At 41.3% G+C, this 24,906-nt stretch carries 24 protein-coding genes, 4 tRNA genes and 1 riboswitch; of the genes, 21 read left to right on the top strand and 7 right to left on the bottom strand.

From position 1 onward, the window contains the following. Positions 1–5 precede the first annotated feature (5 nt). The 5 genes from dksA to CYK47_RS07505 form a co-directional block, all read right to left on the bottom strand. On the bottom strand, positions 6–518 hold the full coding sequence (gene dksA, locus CYK47_RS07525; protein WP_122900402.1) for an RNA polymerase-binding protein DksA: 513 nt from the start codon (positions 516–518) through the stop codon (positions 6–8). Between the two features lie 214 nt (positions 519–732). Then, positions 733–1,533, bottom strand: coding sequence for a 3',5'-cyclic-AMP phosphodiesterase (gene cpdA, locus CYK47_RS07520; RefSeq protein ID WP_502697052.1), 801 nt, complete (start codon positions 1,531–1,533; stop codon positions 733–735). Between the two features lie 13 nt (positions 1,534–1,546). Then, positions 1,547–2,167, bottom strand: coding sequence for an NUDIX domain-containing protein (locus tag CYK47_RS07515; RefSeq protein ID WP_122900398.1), 621 nt, complete (start codon positions 2,165–2,167; stop codon positions 1,547–1,549). Between the two features lie 69 nt (positions 2,168–2,236). After that, positions 2,237–4,096: a phosphomethylpyrimidine synthase ThiC gene (gene thiC / locus CYK47_RS07510; protein WP_122900396.1), complete on the bottom strand. Its 1,860-nt coding sequence runs from the start codon at positions 4,094–4,096 to the stop codon at positions 2,237–2,239. A gap of 90 nt (positions 4,097–4,186) precedes the next feature. Continuing rightward, a riboswitch (TPP riboswitch) is annotated at positions 4,187–4,312 on the bottom strand. Positions 4,313–4,357: 45 nt separating this feature from the next. Then, positions 4,358–5,344, bottom strand: coding sequence for a hypothetical protein (locus tag CYK47_RS07505; protein WP_122900394.1), 987 nt, complete (start codon positions 5,342–5,344; stop codon positions 4,358–4,360). A gap of 312 nt (positions 5,345–5,656) precedes the next feature. Between CYK47_RS07505 and abuO the strand changes: the two genes are divergently transcribed. Both abuO and phoU read left to right on the top strand, forming a co-directional pair. Further along, a complete protein-coding gene (abuO, locus tag CYK47_RS07500; RefSeq protein WP_122900393.1) occupies positions 5,657–7,000 on the top strand; it encodes a multidrug efflux outer membrane protein AbuO in 1,344 nt (447 codons plus the stop codon). Positions 7,001–7,083: 83 nt separating this feature from the next. Beyond that, positions 7,084–7,806 (top strand): phosphate signaling complex protein PhoU, encoded by a 723-nt coding sequence (gene phoU / locus CYK47_RS07495; RefSeq protein WP_122900513.1) that lies wholly within the window; start codon positions 7,084–7,086, stop codon positions 7,804–7,806. 874 nt (positions 7,807–8,680) lie between these two features. On the opposite strand, the gene CYK47_RS07490 is transcribed toward phoU, so the two are convergent. After that, a complete protein-coding gene (locus tag CYK47_RS07490) occupies positions 8,681–8,950 on the bottom strand; it encodes an oxidative damage protection protein (protein WP_122900391.1) in 270 nt (89 codons plus the stop codon). A 27-nt stretch (positions 8,951–8,977) separates the two neighbouring features. Beyond that, on the bottom strand, positions 8,978–10,405 hold the full coding sequence (gene argH, locus CYK47_RS07485) for an argininosuccinate lyase (RefSeq protein ID WP_122900389.1): 1,428 nt from the start codon (positions 10,403–10,405) through the stop codon (positions 8,978–8,980). Here argH and CYK47_RS07480 point away from each other — a divergent pair. The 19 genes from CYK47_RS07480 to CYK47_RS07390 form a co-directional block, all read left to right on the top strand. Further along, on the top strand, positions 10,396–11,550 hold the full coding sequence (locus CYK47_RS07480; protein ID WP_122900387.1) for a sensor histidine kinase: 1,155 nt from the start codon (positions 10,396–10,398) through the stop codon (positions 11,548–11,550). The genes argH and CYK47_RS07480 overlap by 10 nt on opposite strands. Positions 11,551–11,594: 44 nt before the next feature. Continuing rightward, the gene (locus CYK47_RS07475) at positions 11,595–12,332 is read left to right on the top strand and encodes a LytR/AlgR family response regulator transcription factor (RefSeq protein WP_122900385.1); all 738 of its coding nucleotides are present in this window, start codon (positions 11,595–11,597) and stop codon (positions 12,330–12,332) included. Positions 12,333–12,406: 74 nt separating this feature from the next. Beyond that, the gene (gene hemC / locus CYK47_RS07470; protein WP_122900383.1) at positions 12,407–13,330 is read left to right on the top strand and encodes a hydroxymethylbilane synthase; all 924 of its coding nucleotides are present in this window, start codon (positions 12,407–12,409) and stop codon (positions 13,328–13,330) included. A gap of 1 nt (position 13,331) precedes the next feature. Next, entirely contained in the window at positions 13,332–14,111 is a 780-nt protein-coding gene (locus tag CYK47_RS07465) for a uroporphyrinogen-III synthase (RefSeq protein ID WP_122900381.1), read from the top strand. Further along, positions 14,108–14,926, top strand: coding sequence for a hypothetical protein (locus tag CYK47_RS07460; RefSeq protein ID WP_122900379.1), 819 nt, complete (start codon positions 14,108–14,110; stop codon positions 14,924–14,926). The genes CYK47_RS07465 and CYK47_RS07460 overlap by 4 nt, the downstream gene beginning before the upstream one ends. Before the next feature lie 3 nt (positions 14,927–14,929). After that, entirely contained in the window at positions 14,930–16,123 is a 1,194-nt protein-coding gene (locus tag CYK47_RS07455) for a heme biosynthesis protein HemY (protein WP_122900377.1), read from the top strand. 15 nt (positions 16,124–16,138) lie between these two features. Beyond that, the gene (locus CYK47_RS07450; protein ID WP_122900375.1) at positions 16,139–16,558 is read left to right on the top strand and encodes an acyl-CoA thioesterase; all 420 of its coding nucleotides are present in this window, start codon (positions 16,139–16,141) and stop codon (positions 16,556–16,558) included. A 130-nt stretch (positions 16,559–16,688) separates the two neighbouring features. Next, complete coding sequence (locus CYK47_RS07445) at positions 16,689–17,012, top strand: H-NS histone family protein (RefSeq protein WP_122900373.1); 324 nt, start codon at positions 16,689–16,691, stop codon at positions 17,010–17,012. 167 nt (positions 17,013–17,179) lie between these two features. Beyond that, complete coding sequence (gene gspN / locus CYK47_RS07440) at positions 17,180–17,923, top strand: type II secretion system protein N (protein WP_122900511.1); 744 nt, start codon at positions 17,180–17,182, stop codon at positions 17,921–17,923. After that, complete coding sequence (locus CYK47_RS07435; protein WP_122900371.1) at positions 17,923–18,768, top strand: type II secretion system protein N; 846 nt, start codon at positions 17,923–17,925, stop codon at positions 18,766–18,768. The genes gspN and CYK47_RS07435 overlap by 1 nt, the downstream gene beginning before the upstream one ends. A gap of 32 nt (positions 18,769–18,800) precedes the next feature. Continuing rightward, positions 18,801–21,014 (top strand): type II secretion system secretin GspD, encoded by a 2,214-nt coding sequence (gene gspD / locus CYK47_RS07430; RefSeq protein ID WP_122900369.1) that lies wholly within the window; start codon positions 18,801–18,803, stop codon positions 21,012–21,014. 44 nt (positions 21,015–21,058) lie between these two features. Continuing rightward, a complete protein-coding gene (locus CYK47_RS07425; RefSeq protein WP_122900367.1) occupies positions 21,059–21,703 on the top strand; it encodes an FHA domain-containing protein in 645 nt (214 codons plus the stop codon). A 63-nt stretch (positions 21,704–21,766) separates the two neighbouring features. Then, positions 21,767–22,435: a phosphoglycolate phosphatase gene (locus CYK47_RS07420; RefSeq protein ID WP_122900365.1), complete on the top strand. Its 669-nt coding sequence runs from the start codon at positions 21,767–21,769 to the stop codon at positions 22,433–22,435. A 126-nt stretch (positions 22,436–22,561) separates the two neighbouring features. Continuing rightward, positions 22,562–24,055 carry an anthranilate synthase component I gene (trpE, locus tag CYK47_RS07415; RefSeq protein WP_122900363.1) on the top strand — a complete coding sequence of 498 codons (1,494 nt, stop codon included), beginning with the start codon at positions 22,562–22,564 and terminating at the stop codon, positions 24,053–24,055. Positions 24,056–24,154: 99 nt separating this feature from the next. Then, positions 24,155–24,230, top strand: a tRNA-Thr gene (locus CYK47_RS07410). A gap of 56 nt (positions 24,231–24,286) precedes the next feature. After that, a tRNA-Tyr gene (locus CYK47_RS07405) sits at positions 24,287–24,370 on the top strand. Between the two features lie 36 nt (positions 24,371–24,406). After that, a tRNA-Gly gene (locus tag CYK47_RS07400) sits at positions 24,407–24,482 on the top strand. A gap of 22 nt (positions 24,483–24,504) precedes the next feature. Beyond that, positions 24,505–24,579, top strand: a tRNA-Thr gene (locus CYK47_RS07395). 152 nt (positions 24,580–24,731) lie between these two features. Beyond that, on the top strand, positions 24,732–24,906 hold a 175-nt coding region (locus tag CYK47_RS07390), incomplete at its 3' end, for a GTP-binding protein (protein WP_252150261.1).

Raw genomic sequence — 24,906 nt, 5'->3', positions numbered from 1 at the left:
CACGATTAACCGTTATTTTGCTTTTCTTTAATCTCAGCTAAAGTTTTGCAATCAATACATAATGTCGCAGTTGGACGTGCTTCTAAACGACGTAAACCGATTTCGATACCACACGTTTCGCAGAAACCATAGTCATCGTTTTTAATCGCTTCAATAGATTGCTCAATTTTACGAATCAATTTACGTTCACGGTCACGGGTACGTAATTCAATCGCAAATTCTTCTTCTTGCGTTGCGCGGTCGTTTACATCAGGTAGGGCAGTGTTTTCGTCTTGCATGGTATTTAAAGTGCGATCCACTTCAGACATTAACTCAGCTTTCCATGCCAATAAAATTTGACGGAAATGCTCAAGCTGTCCTTCCGACATGTATTCTTCGTTTTTCTTAGGCTGATAAGGCTCGATACCAAATAGGCTAGCAGTAGAACCACCTTCAGTTGCCTTTGGCTTGGTCTTACGTACACGTTTTACAACGTCAGTTTGTTCGTCTAAGACTTGATTTTGGTTGTCATTCGCCATATAGGGCATTCCTCATCATATGTGTGTAACTCTGTACCCACAAAAAAATATGGTGATATGCGATGTTGTTATCCACCCCAAATCGCGTTGTGCTATTCGGGGGTCGTCATCATATAGACTTTTTCTGTATTTTAATAGTCTTTGATGCTTGGATTCGAATTATCACGTGTCCATCGGAAGCCATAACTTAAAACAAAAAAAACAAAATGGAAAGTTAATAACCTGAAATTTCAACATTAATATTCTGTTGTAGATGTGTAAGTCGATGCACCTGTGTACTAAAGCTACCGTTGCTTTTTAACTGTAAAACTCTGTAACCAGGGGCTTCATGACCTAAGGCAAAGTCCGTACTTTTTGGTTTAAATTGCACACAAGTTGAAGGGGTAGATAAAAACGAGATCTGTTGCCATGTATTGCACGATTCTTGGTGCACATGTCCAAACAGCACCAGTTTGACATTTTGATGGCGACCTAAAACATCGGTTAAGGCCTCGGAATTTTTGAGTTTATGTTGATCAATCCAATGCGATTGCATCGCAAAAGGGTGGTGATGGCAGGCAATAACAATATATTGCTGCGGTCGAGCTGCCAAAATCTGTTCAAGTTGCTGCAGTTGAGCTTCATCCACCCAACCATCAACCTGACCTGTAACAGCACTATTTAATAGCACTAAACTCCATGTACCTAAATCAATTGCATGCGCAGCATTGTGCTGTTGATAAAAAGGGAAACAAGCAACATCATCATGATTACCCGGTACTTGAAAGTAAGGCATGTTCAAGGCTTGTATCTGCTGTAAATAACGTTGATACGTTGCGCTACATGCTTCTTGCGCTAAATCACCGGTATGTAATAAAGCATCGGCATGTGGATAGTGCTGTTGAATATCTGCCAAGACACTTAAAAAACTTTGTTCTGGGTTCATTTTGACAAAGTTGCTTGCTGCATCTGCCATTAAATGGGTGTCAGAAATTTGAATGAGAGTTAAATCAGCAAGTAAAGACGGCTTATTCATATCTGCCCCCCTCTTAGACATGACTTAGGGTTTTAATATGTTGTTGTAACCATTGCAATGCCATAATGACTGGCGCGTTTTTTAGCCGACCAGTGGTTAATAAGGTTTGGATATCTTGATAGTCAAATACGTGCAGTTGAATGTTTTCGCCTTCATCTGGCATAGCAAAAATTGAACCGCTCTTTGGTAATTCGGCTTGTGCAACATATAAATGAAACAGCTCAGAACATGCACCCGCAGAAGGATAAAAACTAAATAAATGTTGCACATCAAATAAATGACAACCCGCTTCTTCTAAGGCTTCGCGCATTAAACATTGTTCAGGCTGTTCATCGCCATCTAATACGCCAGCAATAATTTCCAGCTGCCAAGGTGAATCTTGATCATCGATTGCACCCACACGAAATTGCTCAATCAGTGCAAATTGCTGTGCAGCATCGTTATATACCAATACGCCTGCGGCTTCAGGACGGTGAATGAGTTCGCGTTGTAAGGTTTTGCTATAGTTGTCTTGGGCAAACAAGCGATGACGTAGACTGACTTTTTCAACCTGAATAAAACCTCGAAAAACATCTTCACGTTTTTCAATTTGGACTTCGTTTTTAAGATAAGTGGCCTGTTTAATAATATTCATAAGTACAGTCAGGATGAAGTAAAGTCTTGCTTCATCCTAACTGAGATTAAACCCAAGGCAAAATTTTTTTTATTGCTTGTGGTATATTTTTTGCCCATGTTCCAAAAAGCGATTCTGCATTTGTTTTAATCCTGCAGCAATTTGCTGATTTTCTGCGTAGTCCCGCACGTTTTGGCTGATCTTCATTGAGCAAAATTTAGGCCCACACATGGAGCAAAAATGCGCAGATTTATGCGCTTCTTTAGGTAAGGTTTCGTCATGCATACTGCGTGCAGTATCAGGGTCTAAACTTAAGTTAAATTGATCTTCCCAGCGGAATTCAAAACGCGCTTTAGATAGGGCATTGTCACGCGCTTGCGCACCGGGATGACCCTTGGCGAGATCGGCAGCATGAGCAGCAATCTTATAGGTAATAATGCCGTCTTTAACGTCTTTTTTATTGGGTAGTCCAAGATGCTCTTTAGGCGTCACATAACACAGCATGGCAGTACCGTACCAACCAATCATGGCTGCGCCAATGGCTGAGGTAATATGGTCATAACCTGGGGCAATGTCTGTAGTTAAAGGTCCGAGCGTATAAAAGGGTGCTTCCTTACAGACTTCGAGTTGTAAATCCATATTTTCTTTAATCATATGCATCGGTACGTGTCCTGGCCCTTCAATCATGACTTGTACATCATGTTGCCAAGCACGATGCGTGAGTTCACCTAAAGTACGTAGTTCGGAAAATTGTGCTTCGTCATTGGCATCTTGAATAGACCCAGGACGTAAACCATCGCCCAAACTAAAGGACACATCATAGGCTTTCATGATTTCGCAGATTTCATCGAAATGGGTATATAAGAAGTTTTCTTGATGATGGGCTAAACACCACTGCGCCATAATCGAACCGCCACGCGAGACAATACCCGTTAAACGATTCGCGGTAAGAGGCACATAACGCAATAATACCCCTGCATGAATAGTAAAATAATCTACGCCTTGTTCGGCTTGCTCAATTAAGGTGTCTTTAAAAATTTCCCAAGTTAAGTCCTCTGCAACACCATTGACCTTTTCGAGAGCTTGGTAAATCGGCACAGTACCAACGGGCACTGGTGAATTACGAATAATCCATTCCCGCGTTTCATGAATGTTTTTACCCGTAGATAAATCCATAATGGTATCCGCGCCCCAACGGGTTGCCCATGTCATTTTAGCCACTTCGTCGTGAATGTTTGAGCCGAGGGCTGAGTTACCAATATTGGCATTAATTTTTACCAAGAAATTGCGTCCAATAATCATCGGTTCACATTCGGGATGATTAATGTTAGCAGGAATAATCGCGCGTCCTGCGGCAACTTCCTGACGTACAAATTCAGGTGTAATCTCGGTTAAGTTTTTAGCACCAAAATTTTGTCCTATATGTTGGCGCATATCGGTGCCAGCATGTTGGCGCTGATTTTCGCGAATGGCGATATATTCCATTTCTGGGGTAATAATGCCTTGTTTGGCATAGTGCATTTGGGTCACGTTATGGCCGCGTTTGGCACGACGTGGCTTTTGCAAATGACGAAAACGAATCTCAGCGGTGCTAATATCACGTAGGCGTGCTTGTCCAAAAGTAGAGCTTAATTGTTCTAAAACTTCACTATCGCCACGTTGCTCAAGCCATGTTTCGCGAATATGAGGTAAACCTTTGTTTAAGTCAATTTCAATATTGGGATCGGTATAAGCCCCAGATGTGTCATAGACCAACAGTGGCGAGTTATCTTCACCACCTAAGCCAGTTGGGGTGGTACTCAGTTGAATTTCACGCATGGGCACTTGTATATCTGGGCGTGAACCTTGCAGATAAACTTTTTTCGAGGCAGGTAAAATTCGAGTGAGGTCTTGAGCATCTTGCTCATGTTGCGCAATAAGTGCGTCTTGAAGATTCGTTAATGGGTTCATGTCCATGATCCTTTGCAATATCAACGAATCAAGCACGACCAAAAACGTGGCAGATATATCCCAAAGACGTGGCATATATAAAAAGGCATAAGTTTTTAGTGGCTTGATTCCTACGCAGGTACTAACCTGATCAGGTTCAACGGTACTTTGGATTAAATGTAAAACTACATTGACCAAATCTCAGCGAGTCAATTACTCGCGCTCCGTCAAGCTAGGCTCAGTGTAACAGGACTAAAAAAACAACACTAATAGACTTAATGTCTAAATACACACCGCATCTAAGAAGCAATTTTTATCGCGGTTGAGGTTAACAGGTACTAGACCCAATTCATGCTGTAAAGCGGTGACGACGGCCTGATGTTCTTCTTGTAAGCTATTGTGGCTCATCGAAAAATCGCGCTGAATAAAATTTAAAAACTGAGTGGCTTGGTGAGCAAGCTTGGCACTCGATTGCTGACGAATATATTGAATTGCTGCCAAACTTTGCGGATTAATGCTTTCTATTCCATAATAATTATCAGAGACATAATGATGCTGTGTACCCGTAAATAACAATTGGCTATAAGCACGATATAAATATTGCGCATCATTTTTATAACGGCTATGCGGATAGCTAGTCAAATAGTTTTCCCAAAACAAGGCCCGTTCAGCCACCGTAAGCGGTTCAAGCTCTAAACTATGCTGATTAAATAAAGGCTGACTGTTTTGACTGGCTAAAGCCTGAATAAAGCTTTGTTCAGCTTCTGGTAAATAAGGCGCAAAAATACGTGCCAAATATTGTGGACTACGACGATAACCGACATAACCATCATTTAAGGTTATTAATTCAACATAGGCTTGACCCTGATGCTTGACTAAATACTGATCACGTACAGTCATCTGGGCAAATTGTTGTTGTTGTAAGGTTGGATGAGTACCTGCACCATTGACGTATTGTTCAAAGGCGTGTTGCTGGGCAGGTGTACGTTCTACCTTTAAAAATTTCTCATACATCTGCTGAGAAAGCTCAAGCAACTCAAGCTGTTGTTGAGTAGTCATTAAAGGTAAGCAAACTTTAAGATCTTGATTAATCTCTTGCAATGCCAATATGGTACGTTGATGGTCTACTTGTTGCATTTCATGACTTAAATTTTCGCACAGGGCATTTAAATCAATTCTAACTTTACTGTGGCTATCGGTTGGTGGAGCATCTGGTAGCACGGGTTTTTCTGAGGGTTGGCAACCGCCAAGTGTAATTGCACACAACACTGATACAAGTAACCTTGTGAAAGAAGGTAAGGACAAGGTTGTAAGCATAAGACCGCGACTGTTATCCAAGTGGTAGGAGTATTTTGCAATATATGTGTATTCAGAAGTGCTATCAATATGTAGTATTCTGAGCGGGTTTGGTTAATTGTTAACACAAAGCATAATCTGCTGGCTCATTTTATGGAAATGTTGTGTTTTTAAAAGCTAATTTATGTAAAAAATACTTTAAAAATGTACCTAAATTACAGACTTAGTTTTACTCTCAACCCTGAATTTTTGCGCTGTATTGGTATGATTGGGTAGGTCATCTTCATGAAAAAACAACTTTTATTTCTTGCCAGTTTAATGCTCGCTGCACCGTGCAGCTCTGCTTTAGATTTAGTTGCAGCATATCAGTTGGCACAGCAAAATGACCCCACTTGGCAGGCCAATCAATTGCAATATCAAGTGGATCAACTTAATTTAGGTTTAGCGAAAGGCAATTTATTACCTACTGTGAGTGTAAATGCTAATATCACGCGTAAAAGCCAAGATGTTGAAAAAAATACTATCAGCAATATTCCAGGTTTTGAGAATGAGGACTTAATGCCGAGTTCTTCCACCACGCGACAAGCAGTCGTCACTGCACGACAACCGCTATTTCGTTGGGATGCATGGCAAGGTTTAAAACAAGTCAAAACCTCTATTTCCCTAAGTGAAGTCAATTTACGTATACAACAGCAACAGCATATTTTAGATACTGCACAGGCTTATTTTAATGTGCTGCGCCAACAAGCCTTAACTGCTGCTCATTTACAAGAAGAAAAAGCTTTACTCGAGCAGCTGAAAATGATGCAAGCTAAATTGCGTGAAGGTTTGCTCGCCCGCAGCGAAGTGAGTGAAGCGGATGCACAGTATCAAAATGCGCGTGCCAATCGTATTGCGGGACAAGTACAAGTGTTACTGGCTCAAGAGCAATTAGAGCAAATTATTGGGCCATATCGTGAAAATTTAGCAGTGTTAAGCCCAGACTTTCAGTTTCAAAAACCTTATCCAGAAGATTTAAATGCTTGGCAGGAATTAGCGCAAAGCCAAAACTTACAATTACAGCAAGCCCGTTTGCAACAGCAATACGCCCAAGATGCTAAACGTGTGGAGCAAGCCGCACGTTTGCCGCAGATTGAAGCAGTTGCCAGTTATGGTTATAACAAACAAAGTCCAAGCAGTGTCATTGCCAGTGATGGTCAATTTGACCAAGTTGGGTTAGAAGTAAATTGGAATGCTTTTAACGGTGGGCGTACCAAAATTAATATTGAAAAAGCAGATTTAACGGTAAAAAAAGCCATGGTCGATGTTGATGCTGCCAGTCGACAAGCCAATAGCGCCGTGCGTAAAGCCTATATGCAAGTTGAAACAGATCAGGCCAAATTACAAGCACGTTTGGCTGCCATGCAATCGGCACAAAATGTATCTAAAGCTTCACAAGCCCAATATCGTGAAGGGCTTAAAAATATGGTAGATGTATTATTAGCTCAGCGTAATGCATTTGCTGCCAAACAAGATTATCTGAACAGCCAATATGATTATTTAATCAATGTGTTAAATCTTAAAGCGGCGATTGGTCAATTGAATGAAGATGATCTACAACAATTGAATCTATGGCTGGTACAAAACTAAACTTGTCATAGAATGGTCATATAAGCACGCTTTAATACCATGCTGCTGATCTGATGTCGTAAACGTGCCGTGGAGTGATGACTTTGAGCCCAACCAATCCTGTGTTAAATCACCATATTTCTTCGCAATTTAACGAAGAATTACAAGCTGTAAACACCAAGTTTATGACCATGGGTGGTTTGGTCGAACAGCAAGTCACTAACGCGATTCATGCTTTGCTCGACACAGATGCCCCAATGGCGATGGAAGTGCAGTTTAAAGACAACGCCGTGAATAAGTTAGAAAGCGAAATTGATGAAGCCTTAACTTTGATTCTGGCGCGTCGTCATCCTGCGGCCAGCGATTTACGTATGGTAATTGCCATGAGTAAAGCCAATACCGACCTAGAGCGGATTGGGGATGAAGCGGCTAAAATTGCTCGTATCGCACAAAATTTATGTGAAGAAGGTGGTTCACCGCGCGGCTATATGGAAACGCGTCATATTGGTAACCAAGTACGGGTGATGATTCATGAGGCACTCGATGCTTTTGCGCGTTTAGACATTGATCAAGCCCTCCAAGTCTTGTTAGCGGATGCTGATATTGACCGTGAATATCAGTCAGCAACGCGTACTTTAATGACTTATATGATTGAAGATCCACGGCATATTTCTCGTGTTATTAATGTCATGTGGGTGCTGCGTTCTTTAGAACGTATTGGTGATCATGCGCGTAATATTTCTGAACAAGTCATTTATATGGTCAAAGGTTTAGATGTACGTCATACCAGCCTAGAAGAAATCGAAGAAAAAGTGCAACAGCGTTAAAATGTTGTAATCGATTTTAAAGCAATCAATAGCCAAATTTTGGCTATTTTGGAGTCTAGCTCACAGCAGATAAAACAATAAGCAAAAAAAATCCCAGATTTTTGGGGGAAAATCTGGGAGTAAAATTTAAAACTGATTAGAAAAAGCAAAGCATTTTCTGAATAGAATGAGTATATAAATAAGTCCTCGGTTTGTATTGTGGCTTATTGTGTAGGATTGTTGTGTTTTATATTTATATGTATCCAATATGTAATATATGTGCTTATCTGATGAATAAATATACAAAAACAACCAATTTTTCAACTTTATAGGGTCTGTTTATACTGCTTTTTTATAGACAAAAAATATAAATACAATATTTCACATTTAGAAAATTAACGATAAAAATAATCATGGTTTTAAATTTTAACGACATTTTATCGCTAGTTTTAAATATGAATACAGTACGACTAAAAATTGATTATTTTGCTTAAAACTAACGGATTGGCTAGAGTCCAGCTAAATTGATTGTGTTCATCACTATTTGGGTCTGCGTAGATTTTTGCTGTTTTTGTTGCAGGGTGGCGGAGCAATGTTTTCCAAATGAAAAAGTCCCCATTTGGGAGCTTTTCAAATGAAAGCCTACGCGGACTTCGTCCTTGTCTTGCGTAAAACTTAAAGCAGCGCTTGAATTATTATTCGAAGCATAGCTTCTCGTCTTGCGGCGTGGCGGAGCAGTCTTTTCCAAATGAAAAAGCCCCCATTTGGGAGCTTTTCAAATGAAAGCCTACGCGGACTTCGTCCTTGTCTTGCGTAAAACTTAAAGCAGCGCTTGAGTTATTACTCGAAGCATAGCTTCTCGTCTTGCATAAAACTTAAAGCAGCGCTTTAAGTTTTACTCAGGCTTTAGACCTTCAGCTTTTTCGAGAGTTTCGTCATTGCTAAAGAACTTTTCGCGTTGTTCTTCAAGGAATTTTTTTGCATCCGCTTCAAACACATTTAAACGTTTTTCGTTAATCAAGGTGGTTTGATGCTTAAGCCATTCACCCCAAGCTTGCTTAGAAACGGTTTCAAATAATTCTTGACCTTTAGCACCTGGGAATGGTGCAAAAGCTAAACCTTCCATTTCTTGTTGATATTTACGGCAAAATACTTGTCGAGACATATCAAAACTCCAAATTAGCGAAATAAATTAAGCGTAAAGTTTTTCTAAACGTGCATAAGCACGTTCAATAGCTGCTTCAACTTGTGCAGGCGCAGTACCACCAATGTGGTTACGTGCATTCACTGATGCTTCTAAAGTTAAGGCTTTCTCAAATACATCAGCTTGAATTAGATCAGAGAATTGCTGTAATTGTTCAAGTGAAAGTTCAGATAAATCTTTACCTTCTTGTACACCAAGCGCAACAGCTTTACCGACAATTTCGTGCGCATCACGGAATGCCACACCATTTTTAACAAGGTAATCAGCAAGGTCAGTTGCAGTTGAGAAGCCACGTAATGCTGCTTCACGCATGACTTCTACATTTGGTACAAGTGCTGGAATCATGTCAGCAAATGCCATCAATGAACCACGAACGGTATCAATTGCGTCAAATAAAGGTTCTTTATCTTCTTGGTTGTCTTTGTTGTACGCTAAAGGTTGACCTTTCATGAGCGTTAACAGACTCATTAAGTCGCCATACACACGACCAGTTTTACCACGGATTAACTCAGGCACATCTGGGTTTTTCTTTTGTGGCATGATTGAAGAACCAGTACAGAAACGGTCTGGAATATTCACAAACTTAAATTGTGCTGATGTCCAAAGAATCATTTCTTCTGACATACGTGATAAGTGCATCATAATGAGTGATGCAGCTGCATTAAATTCAATAGCAAAGTCACGGTCTGATACAGCATCAAGTGAGTTTTCAGCGACAGCTTCAAAACCTAAAAGTTCTGCAGTATAAGCACGGTCGATTGGGTAGGTGGTACCTGCAAGCGCAGCTGAACCTAATGGCATACGGTTGGCACGTTTACGGCAGTCGATTAAACGCTCAGAGTCACGTACTAACATTTCAAACCAAGCCATTAAATGGTGACCAAAAGTCACAGGCTGTGCTGTTTGTAAGTGAGTGAAGCCCGGCATAATGGTGTTGGTATTTTTTGCTGCTAAACCTAAAATGCCTTTTTGTAATTTTTGTAATAACGCTAAAATGGCATCAATTTCATCACGTACATATAAACGGATATCGGTTGCCACTTGGTCGTTACGGCTACGACCTGTATGTAATTTTTTACCTGCAATACCAATACGCTGCGTTAAGCGTGATTCGATGTTCATATGCACATCTTCTAAATCGATGCGCCATTCAAACTGACCCGCTTCAATTTCAGCTTTAATTTGGGTTAAGCCATTGACGATGTCGTTGCGTTCTTGTTCAGTTAAAACGCCTACTTTGGCAAGCATCGTCGCATGTGCGATTGAACCTGCAATATCTTGTTTATAAAAACGTTGGTCAAATTGTACAGATGCGGTAAATTCTGCAACGAATGCGTCAGTCGCTTCTGAGAAGCGGCCGCCCCACATGCCTGAAGTTTGGGCTTGTGTATTTGAGGAATTAGAAGATGTGGTCATGTCGGCTCAATAAAAAAAGCAGTGATTTAACAACGAGTATAACAAATTCAAAAAGGCTTGCTCACACAGAAGACTTTCAAACTGTTGCGTCTGCGTCAGATAAAACGCAATTTGCTTATTTTTTTACGAAAACCAAACGTTGGCAACATTTAATTGAGCTATTTATTGCCAGCAATATTTTAGCCATGTTGTTAAGCCTTGCTGAAGCGGGCAGCTTTGCGAGCTTAAGTGGTCTACGTTTGTTGGAATATGCTTTATATATCAATTGGGTATTGCTGAGTTTTGTAGCTTGTTTTGAAAAACTGCAACCTAAGCTAGCGAATTTTTCTTTGAGCCAAAATTTAATAGCAGGCTTCTTTTTATTGCAAGCGATTGTGTTGTTTACCAGCTTAAGTTTAAATTTTTTAATGTATTGGGGCAGTTATTGGAGTTTAAGTCATTTTGAACTGGGTATATTATTTCAAGGTATTAGCCTACATTTAAGTTATGGGGTCTTACTGGGTTTATTTTGTTTTCGTTATGTTTTTTTAAGAGAACAATGGTTACGTCAGCAGCAAAGCGAACTTAAAGCGCGTATTCAAGCCTTACAAGCGCGTATTCAGCCACACTTTTTATTTAATAGTTTAAATAATGTTTTAAGTTTAATTAGTATTGATCCTGATAAAGCCGAACAAATGTTAATGGATTTGTCACGTTTATTTCGGGCGAGTTTACAAGAGCTAAAATTGGTTTCGCTTAAAGAAGAAATCGAATTATCACAACGTTATTTGGCCATTGAGCAAGTACGTTTAGGAGAGCGTTTAAAAGTAGAATGGAAATTTGTACATTTAGAACGCGCGCGTGAGGTCAAAATTCCGCTATTGACCTTGCAACCTTTATTAGAAAATAGCATTAGCCATGGGGTAGAAAAAATTTTAGCGCCCAGCCAAATTACAATTTTGATCGAAATATTAGAAAAACAAGTTAATATTATTATTAGTAACCCATATCTTGCCAGTGAGTTGGGGCAAACACGCGGGCATGGTATTGCTTTAGATAATGTAAAACAGCGCCTTGAGGCGTATTTTGGGGAAAAGGTAACATTTCAGAACTATGCAGGTGCTGGAATATTTACTACAGTGGTGCAATACATTTATAAAAAATAATAACTGCCACATTTTTAAATTAATTTTGGGATAAAGGAGGACGCATGGACATCCTAATTTGTGACGATGAAGCTCTGGCAACACAGCGTCTGTCACGATTGGTTGAGCAACTTGGACATGACGTAGTGGCAGTGGCAAGTCATGGCAAGCAAGCAATTGAGTTCACAGAAACTTATCAACCAGATGTCGTATTATTAGATATACAAATGCCTGAAATGGATGGTTTAACTTGTGCTCAATATTTGCGTGAGCTTGACCCCATGCCAGCCATTGTATTTTGTACCGCATATGATGAACATGCTTTAGATGCATTTCAGATGGCAGATGGCTATTTACTAAAACCAATTATGCAACAGGAATTGCAGCAGGTTTTAGGTCAGCTAACTAAAATTAACCAAGCTCAATTGAGCCTTTTAAAACAACAAGAATATATGGACGAAATTAAAATAAAGCGCCAGCAGATTGCGGCCAAAACCCACCGTGGAGTGGAATTAGTCCCGTTAGAAAATATTTACTATTTTTTAGCGGATCATAAATATGTCACGGTACGCCATAAAAATGGTAGTGTCTTGATTGATGAAACCCTAAAAGATTTAGAACAAGAATTTGCCGAGCAATTTATTCGTATTCATCGCAATGCCTTGGTGTCGATTGCCTATTTAGATGGTCTAGAAATTTTAGGTGCAGGACAATATCAAGTGCGCTGTCGTGATTTGGATGAACGCTTAGCCGTGAGTCGCAGACATTTACCGCATTTGCGTGAACGTATTCAAAAACTGTAAAAGCAATAAATCTACTTGCATTTTTAAGGGATCAGGTTAAGTTTAAACATATTGCAATTAAGATCTAAGAGCCTATGAAAACCCTGAAAATTGCCACTCGACAAAGTCCACTTGCCCTTTGGCAGGCGGAGCATATTCGTGCACGTTTAGAAAGCTTGCATGCAGATTTAACCGTTGAGTTGGTAACCTTTGTGACTCAGGGTGATAAAATTTTAGATACCCCATTGGCAAAAATTGGCGGTAAGGGTTTATTTGTCAAAGAACTCGAAGCAGCGTTATTGGATGGTCGTGCTGATTTGGCCGTACATTCCATGAAAGATGTACCCATGGCACTGCCTGAAGGTTTAGAGCTGGCTGTCATTTGTGAACGTGAAGATCCACTCGATGCTTTTGTCTCTAATACTTATGCAAGTTTTGCAGATTTACCGCAAGGCGCTAAAGTGGGCACTTCAAGCTTACGTCGTAAATGCCAAATTTTACAGGCGCGTCCTGATTTAGAAATTTTGGACTTACGTGGCAACGTAGGTACACGTTTATCTAAGCTTGATGCAGGCCAATATGATGCGATTATTTTAGCCAGTGCAGGTTTAAAACGCCTTGAAATGCCAGAACGTATCCGTCATTGCTTAGATGCAAAGATAAGTTTACCTGCAGTAGGGCAAGGGGCATTGGGACTTGAATGTCGTAGCAATGACCAAGCGGTGCTTGATCTTATTATGCCGTTAATGGATAGCGAAACTAACGTTTGTGTACGTGCAGAACGTGCTTTTAATGCTTATTTAGAAGGTGGTTGCCAAGTGCCAATTGCGGGTTATGCAACCTTGCAAAACGGAGAACTTCAGCTTGAAGGTCGTGTAGGCAGCGTTGATGGTGCAACGCTACTTAAAGCACAAGTACAAGGTCAGCCAGATCAAGCTGAGGCTTTAGGTGTTGCGCTAGCCAAAGATTTGTTGGCACAAGGTGCGGCTGAGCTCCTTCAAGTGCTTTATCAAAAATAACATGCTGTTTGTGAATACCCGTCCTGTTGATCGTGCCGCTGAATTGTCTGCGGCATTGTCAGCCGAGCAGATTAATAGTTTTGCCTTACCTTTACTTGAGCTACAAGCCTTGCCTTATAGTTTGGCGATGGCAGCTTTATATCAACAATTACCAAAGAGCCAAGTGATTGTTGTGGTCAGTCCAACTGCAGTTGAGATTGGAATGCGCTATCTCCAGCAAAGTGGTTTGACCTTAACTGACTTGGCTCAAGTACAGTGGGTCGCAGTTGGGTTGAAAACTGCCCAAGAGCTAAAACAGTATGGTATTCAAGCGGTTATTCCAGAGGTAGAAACCTCAGAAGGGATGCTAGAGCTGCCTAGTTTGCAAAATTTAGCGCTAGGTAGCCGTATTGCATTTTGGCGTGGTGAGGGTGGGCGTCAGTTTATGATGCAGCAATTGCGTGAAGCTGGGATGCAAATAGTTAACCTACTGTTGTACCAGCGCGGTTGCCCAGCACAAACCAGCCAATTGGTTCAGCCCTTGGTCGCACAGCTACAACAACATGCAACATATACGGTATTAATCAGCAGTGAAGCAAGTTGGTATAATTGGCTGCAACTGTTAGCGCAGTATCCAATGTTCATTGCTCAGGCGCAATATATGGTGCTGGGGCAACGTTTGGCTGCTTTGCTCAGCCAATATCGCACCGAGCAACAGTTCGATTTTAATATTATTCCAGTGTTCCAGCTTAGACCTGAGCATATCATCGCGCAGCTCAAGACAGACGAAGGGCAAGCATGAAGAAAATCTTGATCTTATTAGGGCTTGTGCTGTTAGGTTGGCTGCTTAAGCTCAGTTATGACATCATGCAACTCAATCAAGCCTATACACAAGTGCAGCAAAGCTTGCATCAAGCCCAACAACGTAATGCCAACTTAAATGATCGCTTAGTGGCATTACAACGCACTACAGAGCAGACGCCAAGCACCGCACGGAGCAGTGATCAAGAAGTCACACAGACGCATCCATTGGTGTTGATTCAACAACAGTTAGATTTGGTTGAGTTTGCGTTAAAACAACAGCAATATGCCTATGCTTTAGAAAAACTGAGCCATTTAGACGCAGACTTAAAGCAATCGACTATTTCTGATAGTCTTAAAGCAGCACTTGCTGCAGCGATTTTAAAAGATCATCAAGATATTCAAAAATTTGTGAATGCACGACAAACTCAGCAACAACAAGTCAATCAGCTCTTGCAACAACTCGACAGCGCCCTGACTGCGGAAATTGGTCAGCAAAACCTAACGGTTGCGCATGATGAAAATGCAGCCTTTTGGCAAAAATGGTTACAAGTCGAGCCTGTTAGCAAACCTAGTCAAGTACTGATGCAACGCCAATTCATCTTAAAAGAAGCGCAGCTGCATATTTTATTAGCACGACAAATGTTGTTGCAGGGCCAATATTTGGCTTATCAACAAGAAATGACATTGGTCGTGCATAGCTTGCAGCAATTACCTGACCAAAAAGCCAAGCAAATTTTACAACAGATTGAACATGCCAAAGCTTTACCAACCTTAGTCACACCTATACTCACCACACGAGCTTTGTTGAGATAATTCATGCGCCAAATTTTACTTGCCTATGCGATGATCAGCTTAATGGCGTTTGCGATTTTAAGCGTGTTGAGCTATGGGCATGGCGCAGGTTACGTTTATATCTATTGGCGTGAATGGCAAATTCAAAGCAACTTATGGGTATTATTCATTGTTTTGGCGCTGATCAGTCTTATCGCCCAAAGTCTATGGTATATATTAAAGCGTTATTTAAGCCGCGAACAACGCAAAAGAGAAAATCTATTTAATTTTAAAAATTTACATCCTTATGAACAATTAGCTGTCATTTGGTTGTTGGATGCGGGGCGCGATCAACAGACATTTATTCAGCATGTTTTTCAGCAATCAAGTCTATTGCATGGGGTGATGCAGGCCAAGCTGGCCAATATGCAAGGGCAGAGCCAAAAGGCGTTATTAGCACTGAATCAAACGCATGCTATGGCTTTTGAACTGTCTGAATTACAAAGGATTGAAATTTATTTAGCGCAAGGCGATGCCGAGCAAGCCCTCACACATCTGGAATTTTTAAACCAGCATGCATTATCGCCATGGCTTGAGGATGTAGCGCAAGCCTATCAAAAACGCTTGACCATCTTATGGGGGCGTTTTGCGCTGCAATTTCCTTGGGCTTATTTACGTGCCACGCAATATGGGCATTTAGCCACAGAAACAAAAACGCAGTGGCTAGAACAGGTTTTAGAACAATTTGAGCAAGCTAGTGCGGAAGATCTGCATTATTTACAGCAACGTTATCTCAATTTAAGGGATGATTTAGACTCTAGAATAGCCCCAGTCAAATTATTATGGTTACGTATTTTGGCGCGTTTACCAAATTTGCAACACGAGCAGCAAGAATTAGCTGAACAATTATTGGCTGAACAATTTCATGAAGAGGTATTTTATTTATGGTTGCAGCAGCAATTATTACAGCCAGAACCTGATTATCCAGCGATTGAGCAGCATATTTTGCTATGGGAACAGCAATATCCAAGCGTACCCGTATTAATTTTTGCTAAATACTATGTTTATCAAGCGACGCAAAGACAACAACAAGCAGAACAACTCCTGAGTTTATATCCTGAACATGTATTAATGAGTTATTTGCGTGTACAACATGCATTAAAACAACAACCTGAATTATTGCAGCAATTAAATATTATTTTTGAACATAATGCGCATTATATTGCAATAAAAAGCTAATTAAGGAAAAAAGTCATGTTAAGTCTAGAAGATTATCCAGTGATATTTGAACAGCATGTCGACTGGGGAGATATGGACGCATTAGGGCATGTTAATAATGTGGTTTATTACCGTTATATGGAAAATGCGCGGATTTATTTTATAGATCAATTGCAATTAAGACGTAGTGATATTAGTACAGTGATTGCCTCGAATCAGTGTAAATATCTGAGTCCGACAATTTATCCCGATCAATTAAAGATCGGTGTACGGGTTGAGGAGATGCGTAATAGCGCCTTAAGAATGAGCTATTTATTATATAGTACCGAGCAGCAGCGCGTTGTGGCAGTAGGTGAAGCTGTACAGGTAATGTTAGATAAACATACTGGTCATAAAACTTTAATTCCAAGTGAATTAAAACAAAGTATATTAGAACTGCATCAAAATTTGCTTTAAATTAAAATAAATCCACAGAAGCACTATTATGTAGAGGTATTGTTATTTATTATATCCATCTGTTGAATCTTTCTTTTAATAAAAATAAGATGCCAACGGTTTAAGTAAAAAATAATTGTGGAGTAAGAAAATGCCAGATATTAGCAATTTATCAGTGGAAGAGTTAAAACGTTTACAAGCAGAAGCTGAAGTATTAATTGCTTCTAAAAAAGATCAAGCTATTGAAGATGCTTATAACCAAATTATGACAATTGCTGATAATGTCGGTTTGAGTATTGAACAAATTTTAGAGTTTGGTGCGCAAAAACGTAAGAAAAGCACGCGTAAAGCTGTAGAACCACGTTATCGTAATAAAAACAATCCCTCTGATACATGGACAGGTCGTGGTAAGCAACCACGTTGGTTGGTTGCTGAACTTGAAAAAGGCGCACAATTAGAAGACTTTTTAATTTAAGTTTTCATCAGTTGTTCATAAAAGTCGTTTAGATTCTTAAAACCAAGCCAATGTGCTTGGTTTTTTTATGGCTTAGAATTGGCGAGTCTAAAAAAGTATGCATAATGTGCCATGCTGATGAAAAAATATCCCAAGGTAAAATAGAAAATGCGATTGGTTGTTCAGGGATGATGAAAAAGCCCAAAATGCTGCATTGGTGGTTATTTACGATCCTCACCTTTTTAATCTGTGTGTTGCTGCAAGTACCAGCAGCGTGGCTGATGGCAAAGTTTTATCCACAGCAGCAGAGCTTACATAATGTAAGTGGCAATATTTGGTCAGGGCAGGCGGATTGGAATAAAGGACAATTAGGTGGCTCGCTAAAATGGCAAGTGCGTCCTTTAGATTTGCTACGTTTACGTGCCGCAGCCAATGTAGAGCTACATAGTGGTCAGAGTAAGTTAAATGCTGTGATGGCTTATACGCTGGCAAAAAACCTGATTATTCAAGATTTAAATGGGCAGATTGCCCCAAATACCTTAAAACATCTTGCCAGTTGGCAATGGCCTGCTAATTCTCTACAGCTTAATGATATTGCGCTGTACTATAAAGCACAGCAAGGTTTTACACAGGCAGCAGGGCAAATTAACTGGGCAGGTGGTGAATTAGTCTATGTATATGCTGAACGTCAAGAGCGTATGCAAGTGCCTATGCTGAAAGCCAATTTGAGTGCAGATCAGGGCAAACTGGTCCTAGATGCACGTGATAATCGTCAGCAAAAAATGCTTCATTTAGCACTAGATCAACAAATGATGCTCGACGTACAGTTAACGCAGCGTTTATTAATGCATGTACCTTCTTATCAAGGCAAAGCAGGTCTAGACACTTATGTACTTAGTACCCGTCAGCCTTTATTAAGAGGGGTGAACTGATGCGTCATTGGCGTGATCAATTTGATTTTCGTAAGCTCGATCAAGCAGCTCCAGTAATTTTTGCCTTATTGTTGCTGTATTTGTGTTGGAAAGTGGCCAGTTTATTTTGGTTATTGGTTGCTCCAATGCAAGCCATGCAATTTGAACGAGTGAGTTTGGGTTCACAGCAAAAAAGCGTGCCTAATATTAGCCATTTTGCTTTGTTTAAATCTAATCAAGCGCCAGCAGCCATAGCCAATTCCAATTTGAGCTTGCAAGGTGTGGTGGTGGCTTCGCCAAGTCAATTCTCTTCGGCGGTCATTAAAGCCAATAATGTGTCTGAGCGTTATCGTGTGGGTGAGTTTATTGCCGACAGCAATTACCAACTGGCAGAAGTGTATTGGGACAAAGTTATTTTACGTAGTGCCACAGGCGCAACTGAAATGCTCAAAATGGCGGCTATAGACAATCTTAATCAAGATTTATCGTTAAATGCAGCGCAAAAGCAAAATACAGCCAATAGATTGCCACAGTCCGAAACTTCAGCACTTGCTCCTTCAAATACCGAGCAAGCTATGGGGCAGGCAATACAGCAATTGCAACAAAATCGTGACCAATATTTAAATACCTTAGGCACTAGTAATGATGGTGGCGAAGGTTATGCAGTCAGTGCTAGAACGCCACTGGTCTTAAGACGTAAATTAGGTCTACAGCCGGGTGATCGTGTCTTGTCGTTAAATGGGCAACGTTTAAGCGCAGGACAAAATGAGGCGCAGCTCCTAGAACAAGCGCGTCAGTCTGGACAGGTCAAACTCGAAGTACAACGTGGTGATCAAGTGATTACTATTCAACAAGATTTAAACTGATGCACAATCAGCGCAAGGAAATTCGGTAGATAATGGCTTTATTTAATCATGAGCGCCCTTGGGGCTTATTGGTTGCAGCACCACTGCTAGCAATGGTGAGCACAGCAAGTTATGCACAAACATGGAAAATCAACTTACGTGATGCAGATTTAACTGCATTTATTAACGAAGTGGCAGATATTACAGGTAAAAACTTTGCTGTTGATCCGCGCGTTCGCGGTAATGTTACTGTGATTTCCAATGAGCCTCTGAATAAAGCCGAAGTCTATGACCTATTTTTAGGCGTACTAAATGTGAATGGCGTGGTGGCGATTCCATCGGGCAATACTATTAAGCTAGTGCCTGATAGTAATGTAAAAAGCTCAGGCATTCCATTTGATGCACGTAGTCGTGCGGGTGGTGATCAAATTGTTACGCGGGTGTTGTGGCTAGATAATACCAATCCTAATGATTTGATTCCTGCTTTACGCCCTTTAATGCCACAATTTGCGCATTTAGCCGCAGTGCCAGGCACCAATGCCTTAATCATCTCTGATCGTGCCAGCAATATTTATCAGCTAGAAAATATTGTGCGTAATTTAGATGGCACAGGACAAAACGACTTTGAAGCGATTCGTCTGCATTCTAGCCAAGCTGAAGAAATGATTAGCTTGCTCGAAGGTATGAGTGCAACGGGGGCTGCTAAAGATATGAAAGGCTCACGCGTGCGTTTAATGGCAGATACACGTACCAATCGTATTTTGCTCAAAGGCGACACCGCGACGCGTAAACGCATTCGACAAATGATTGAGCAATTGGATGTACCCGCAGCAGATCGTTTAGGAGGCTTAAAAGTCTTCCGTTTAAAATATGCCAGTGCCGATAAACTCGCTAATATCTTACAAGGTCTAGTGACAGGGCAAGCGGTAAATAACAACAATAGCAATAATAACAGCGGCAACACGAATAGCAGCACTTCAAGCAATAACAGCACTGGCGCCAGCAGCATTAACACCCCAAGTATTAATCTAGGCAGTTCTAGTAACAACAATAGCAATAACAACTTAACCAGTTTTAGTGCCGATGGGGTGAGTATTATTGCCGACCCTAGCCAAAATGCCTTGGTGGTCAAAGCCGAACCGCAGCTGATGCGTGAGATTGAATCTGCGATTCAACAACTCGATATTCGTCGTCAACAGGTATTGATTGAAGCGGCGATTATTGAAGTAGAAGGCAACGATGCTGATCAGCTTGGCGTGCAATGGGCGCTTGGCGATATTAGTAGCGGAGTGGGTCTGATTAACTTTGATAACGTGGGTTCAAGCTTAGGTAATTTAGCGGCGGGTTATTTAACTGGTGGAGCAGCAGGGCTGGGTGCAGCGGCAGCAGGTAATGCAGGAACTTCCTTGATTGTTGGGGATTATCGCGAAGGCAGCAATGGTTCACGGCGTTTATATGGGGCATTGATTCAAGCTTTAAAAGAAAAGACCAAAGCCAATTTATTGTCTACACCTTCAATTGTGACAATGGACAATGAAGAAGCCTATATTGTAGTGGGTCAAAACGTACCCTTTGTGACAGGTTCTGCTGCAACAACAACTGCAGGGGTGAATCCCTACACCACAGTTGAACGTAAAGATGTAGGCGTAACCTTAAAGGTCGTACCACATATTGGTGAGGGTGGTACGGTTCGTTTAGAAGTGGAGCAAGAAGTCTCTGCGGTACAAGACAAAGGTCAGGCACAAGATTTAGTCACCAGTAAACGTGCGATTAAAACCGCAATTTTGGCTGAACATGGGCAAACCATAGTCTTGGGCGGCTTAATTTCGGATAACTCGGTGCATAGTCGTCAATCGGTGCCAGGTTTAGGTGCTTTACCAGGGATTGGGCGTTTATTCCGTTCAGATGCATCGTTAAACGAAAAGCGTAACTTACTGGTGTTTATCCATCCGACCATCGTGGGCGATAGTGCGGATGTGCGTCGTATTTCGCAGCGTCGTTATGACCAACTATATAGTTTGCAATTAGCGATGGATAGTGAGGGTAATTTTGCCAAACTGCCTGAAAATATAGATGATGTGTATTTACAGCGTTTACCTGTGTCTAAGGTTGCAGCAGCTAGCCCTTATCAAACTGTACCGACTGCCAATCAACGTAGTGCTAACACCGTGGTGAGTACACCTGTTGCTATTGAACCATTGGTGGAGCGCACGAAAAATACGGTGAGTACTACCACAATTCGCCCTGCGGTTAATGAGGCGCAGTAAACAGCATGTTATGATGCTAAAAAATCACACGAGAGACTTATTTCATGACTTGGAAATTACAAGCGATTTCAGCTGAACTTGCTGGCCAAGAAATTAGCATCGACCGTGATATGTTGGTCGGACGTCATCAGGCTGCGGACATCGTATTACAGTCGAGTGAAATTTCACGTAAACATGCAGCATTTCTACGTGTAGAAGATGCGCTTTGGCTACAAGATTTAGCCTCTTCAAACGGTACTTTTGTCAATGACACTCGCATTAGCGAGCAAGTTTTGCTTAAAGATGGTGACATCGTACAATTTGCGAGTCTTAAATTCTCGGTACTAGCACCAGCAGTAACGCTTGCACTTGACCCAGCTTTAGAGCAATCGGTAGAACAAGCCGTTCAAGACATATCGCCTGCCAAACAAATGAACGAACAGGGTATGCCAAGCTTAAAAGAGCGTGATGCTTCTGTGCAGTTGAGTCGTGATGGGATGCCAACCAATGTGGGCGTGCCAAAGCCTGCACCAATTCCTGAAGGTGTTGACTTAACTGCTGCTACACCTGAGCCAAAGCCTGTCCCAGTTGAACAACCAGAATCACACGTAGAAGCAGCACAAGAACAGCAAAAAAATACGACTGTTGGCTTAATGACGGTGATTGCGATCATCATCATCGCAGTGTTAGCCTTTGTGATGTTTAAATAATATTTGCACGCATAACAATAACAAGGCATGCCATCGCATGCCTTTATTTTTGAGGGAAAGATAATGTCAGTTGCCAAACTTGATCAACGTCAGGTCATTTTATTTGATTTAGACGGCACTTTAGTCGATTCAGCCTTTGATTTATATCGCGCGATGAATATGAGCTTAAACGTGCTGCAATTGCCGAATGTCACCGAAGAGCAAGTACGTGTATGGATCGGCAAGGGCACCGCACTATTTTGTCAAAGTACTTTGCAATATTTAGTCGGTGAAGTGCAGCCTGCCCAACATAAACAGCTCTTAGATACTTTTTTAGAGATCTATAACGCCGATCCTTGTGTAGACACTAAACCATTTGAAGGAATTATGCAGTTTTTGGCATGGGGTAAAGCCCAAGGCAAAACTTTGGTTTGTGTCACCAATAAGCCAGAAGCCCCTGCGCGTATGATTGTCGAACAGTTAGGGATGAATGATTATTTTGACGATGTGATTGGCGGAGATCGTTTTACTGAGCGTAAACCACACCCACGTCAATTGCTACACTGTGTTGAGTATTATCAGGTAAGCAAACAACAAGTTTTAATGATTGGCGACTCGGTCAATGATGTAGAAGCAGCACGCCGTGCAGGAGTTGATTGTATTGTGGTCAGCTATGGCTATAATCATGGTGAAAATATTTTAGATTGTCAGCCGCAACAAGTGGTTGATAACTTAACCGAATTGTTGGCTTAAATATTTTAGCGGTAGATCAAAACACAGTTAAGGATGCTCTAATGAATGAATGTATGGTTTTTCGATGGCGATGCTCTGTATTTGCAAGTTTTTCATCTAGCCCATAAATCGATATAGAGACCTTACATGACCACTCAAGCACAATTTAGCCACCTGCAAGCACAAGGCTATAACTTAATTCCTGTCTACCGCCAACGCCTTGCCGATACCGAAACCCCGCTTTCAGTATTTGCTCGCTTAAAACAACATCAACAAGCTTATTTATTCGAATCTGTAGAAGGCGGTGAGAACTGGGCACGTTATTCGATGATTGGTTTAGGTGAATCGACCGTGTTTTCATGTAATAACGGTGAACTCAGCGTACAACACCCCGATGGGCGTATCGAAAAGCAAAGCTGTTTAGATCCATTCCAATATATTCGTGACTTCCAAGCGCAGTTTAAAGTACCTACTCAAGCCGATTTACCGCAGCTACCGAGCTTTACTGGTGGCTTAGTCGGTTACTTTGGTTATGACGCCGTGCGTTATATCGAACCTAAACTTAAAAACGTGCCTGAAGCAGATCCTGTCGGATTACCTGATATTTGGATGATGCTGTCTAAAACCGTCATCGTCTTTGATAACTTAAAAGATACTTTATTCTTAATTGTACATGCCGATAGCAGCGATGCTGATGCCTATGACCAAGCACAAACGCAACTTGATGCTTTAGAGGCATTACTGGCGCAGCCTGTGGTATTACAAGCCAAAGCACATACGCCACCAAAATTTGAATCATTAACCGGTAAAGAAGCGTTCTTAGCATCTATTGCTAAGGTTAAGGAGTACATTAAAGCTGGCGATGTGATGCAAGTAGTGCCGGGGCATCGCATGGTCTCAGATTTTGATGGTGAGCCTTTACAGGTTTATCGTGCTTTACGTCATCTTAATCCATCACCATATTTGTTCTTGGTACAAGGGCAGACCTTAGAAAACAACACACCGTTTCATATTGTGGGTTCATCGCCAGAAATTTTGTCACGTTTAGAAAATGGCATTGCCACAGTACGACCACTCGCAGGTACACGACCACGCGGCAAAACTAAAGAAGAAGATTTAGCGTTAGAAAAAGATTTGCTTTCCGATGAAAAAGAGATTGCAGAACATTTAATGCTGATTGATTTAGGTCGTAATGACGTTGGACGCATTGCCAAAATTGGTAAAGTGCAAGTGACTGATCAAATGGTGATCGAACGTTACTCGCATGTCATGCACATTGTGTCGAATGTACAAGGTGAAGTTCGTGATGATGTTGATGCTTTGGATGTTTTTAAAGCAACTTTCCCCGCAGGGACACTTTCTGGCGCGCCAAAAATCCGTGCCATGGAAATTATTGACGAAGTTGAACCCGTAAAACGTGGAATTTTCGGTGGCGCTGTTGGTTATTTAGGCTGGCATGGCGAAATGGACATGTCGATTGCGATTCGAACCTGTGTTATTCGTGAAAATAAGGTCTATGTTCAGGCTGGAGCAGGGGTTGTTTACGACTCAAATCCTGAATCTGAGTGGACAGAAACGCAAATAAAAGCTCGCGCAGTGATCAAATCGGTTGAATTATCGTCAAATGCGTTAATTTTATAGGTTTTTTTCACTTTTTTTAAAAAAAGTGCTTGCATAGATTTTATATTTTGCTAAACTGCTCATCGTTCCGAAGCGAAACGCACGAAACACTAAGAAAGAGCCGGCATAGCTCAGTTGGTAGAGCAACTGACTTGTAATCAGTAGGTCCACAGTTCGAATCCGTGTGCCGGCACCATCTTAGAGAGTTGAGTGAGTAAAGTAAAGAACAAACACTGATGTAAGTGTAAAAATGGTGAGATTCCCGAGCGGTCAAAGGGGGCGGACTGTAACTCCGCTACGAAAGTTTCGAAGGTTCGAATCCTTCTCTCACCACCAATTTTAAGACTTCACAAGTGGATGTACCAACATAGTGCGGGAGTAGCTCAGTTGGTAGAGCGGCAGCCTTCCAAGCTGCATGTCGCGAGTTCGACCCTCGTCTCCCGCTCCATTATGATGAAGTACAAAATTTTGCTCTTATAGCTCAGTGGTAGAGCACTCCCTTGGTAAGGGAGAGGTCTCGAGTTCAAATCTCGATAAGAGCTCCAGATACAGTTTAGCAATTTAAATTGCACAAGATTTCCAAGAAAGCAGGCTATTTAGTCTGCTTTTCAAGTATTTGAAGTTTGGTTTTTTTTAAACGCTATGTCGGAGCTGGGTTTTACTCAGGATTGTGTTCGACGTAAACGAGGAAATAAGCATGGCTAAGGCTAAGTTTGAACGTAATAAGCCACACGTTAACGTGGGCACAATTGGTCACGTCGACCATGGTAAAACAACTTTAACAGCTGCGATTGCAACTGTATGTGCGAAGAAATTCGGTGGTGAAGCACGTGACTACGCTGCGATCGACTCAGCACCAGAAGAAAAAGCAC

Origin of the sequence: Acinetobacter sp. B51(2017) (assembly GCF_003711395.1) — a bacterium.
Classification (GTDB): Bacteria; Pseudomonadota; Gammaproteobacteria; order Pseudomonadales; family Moraxellaceae; genus Acinetobacter.
This window is presented reverse-complemented; position numbering and strand designations above follow the sequence as displayed.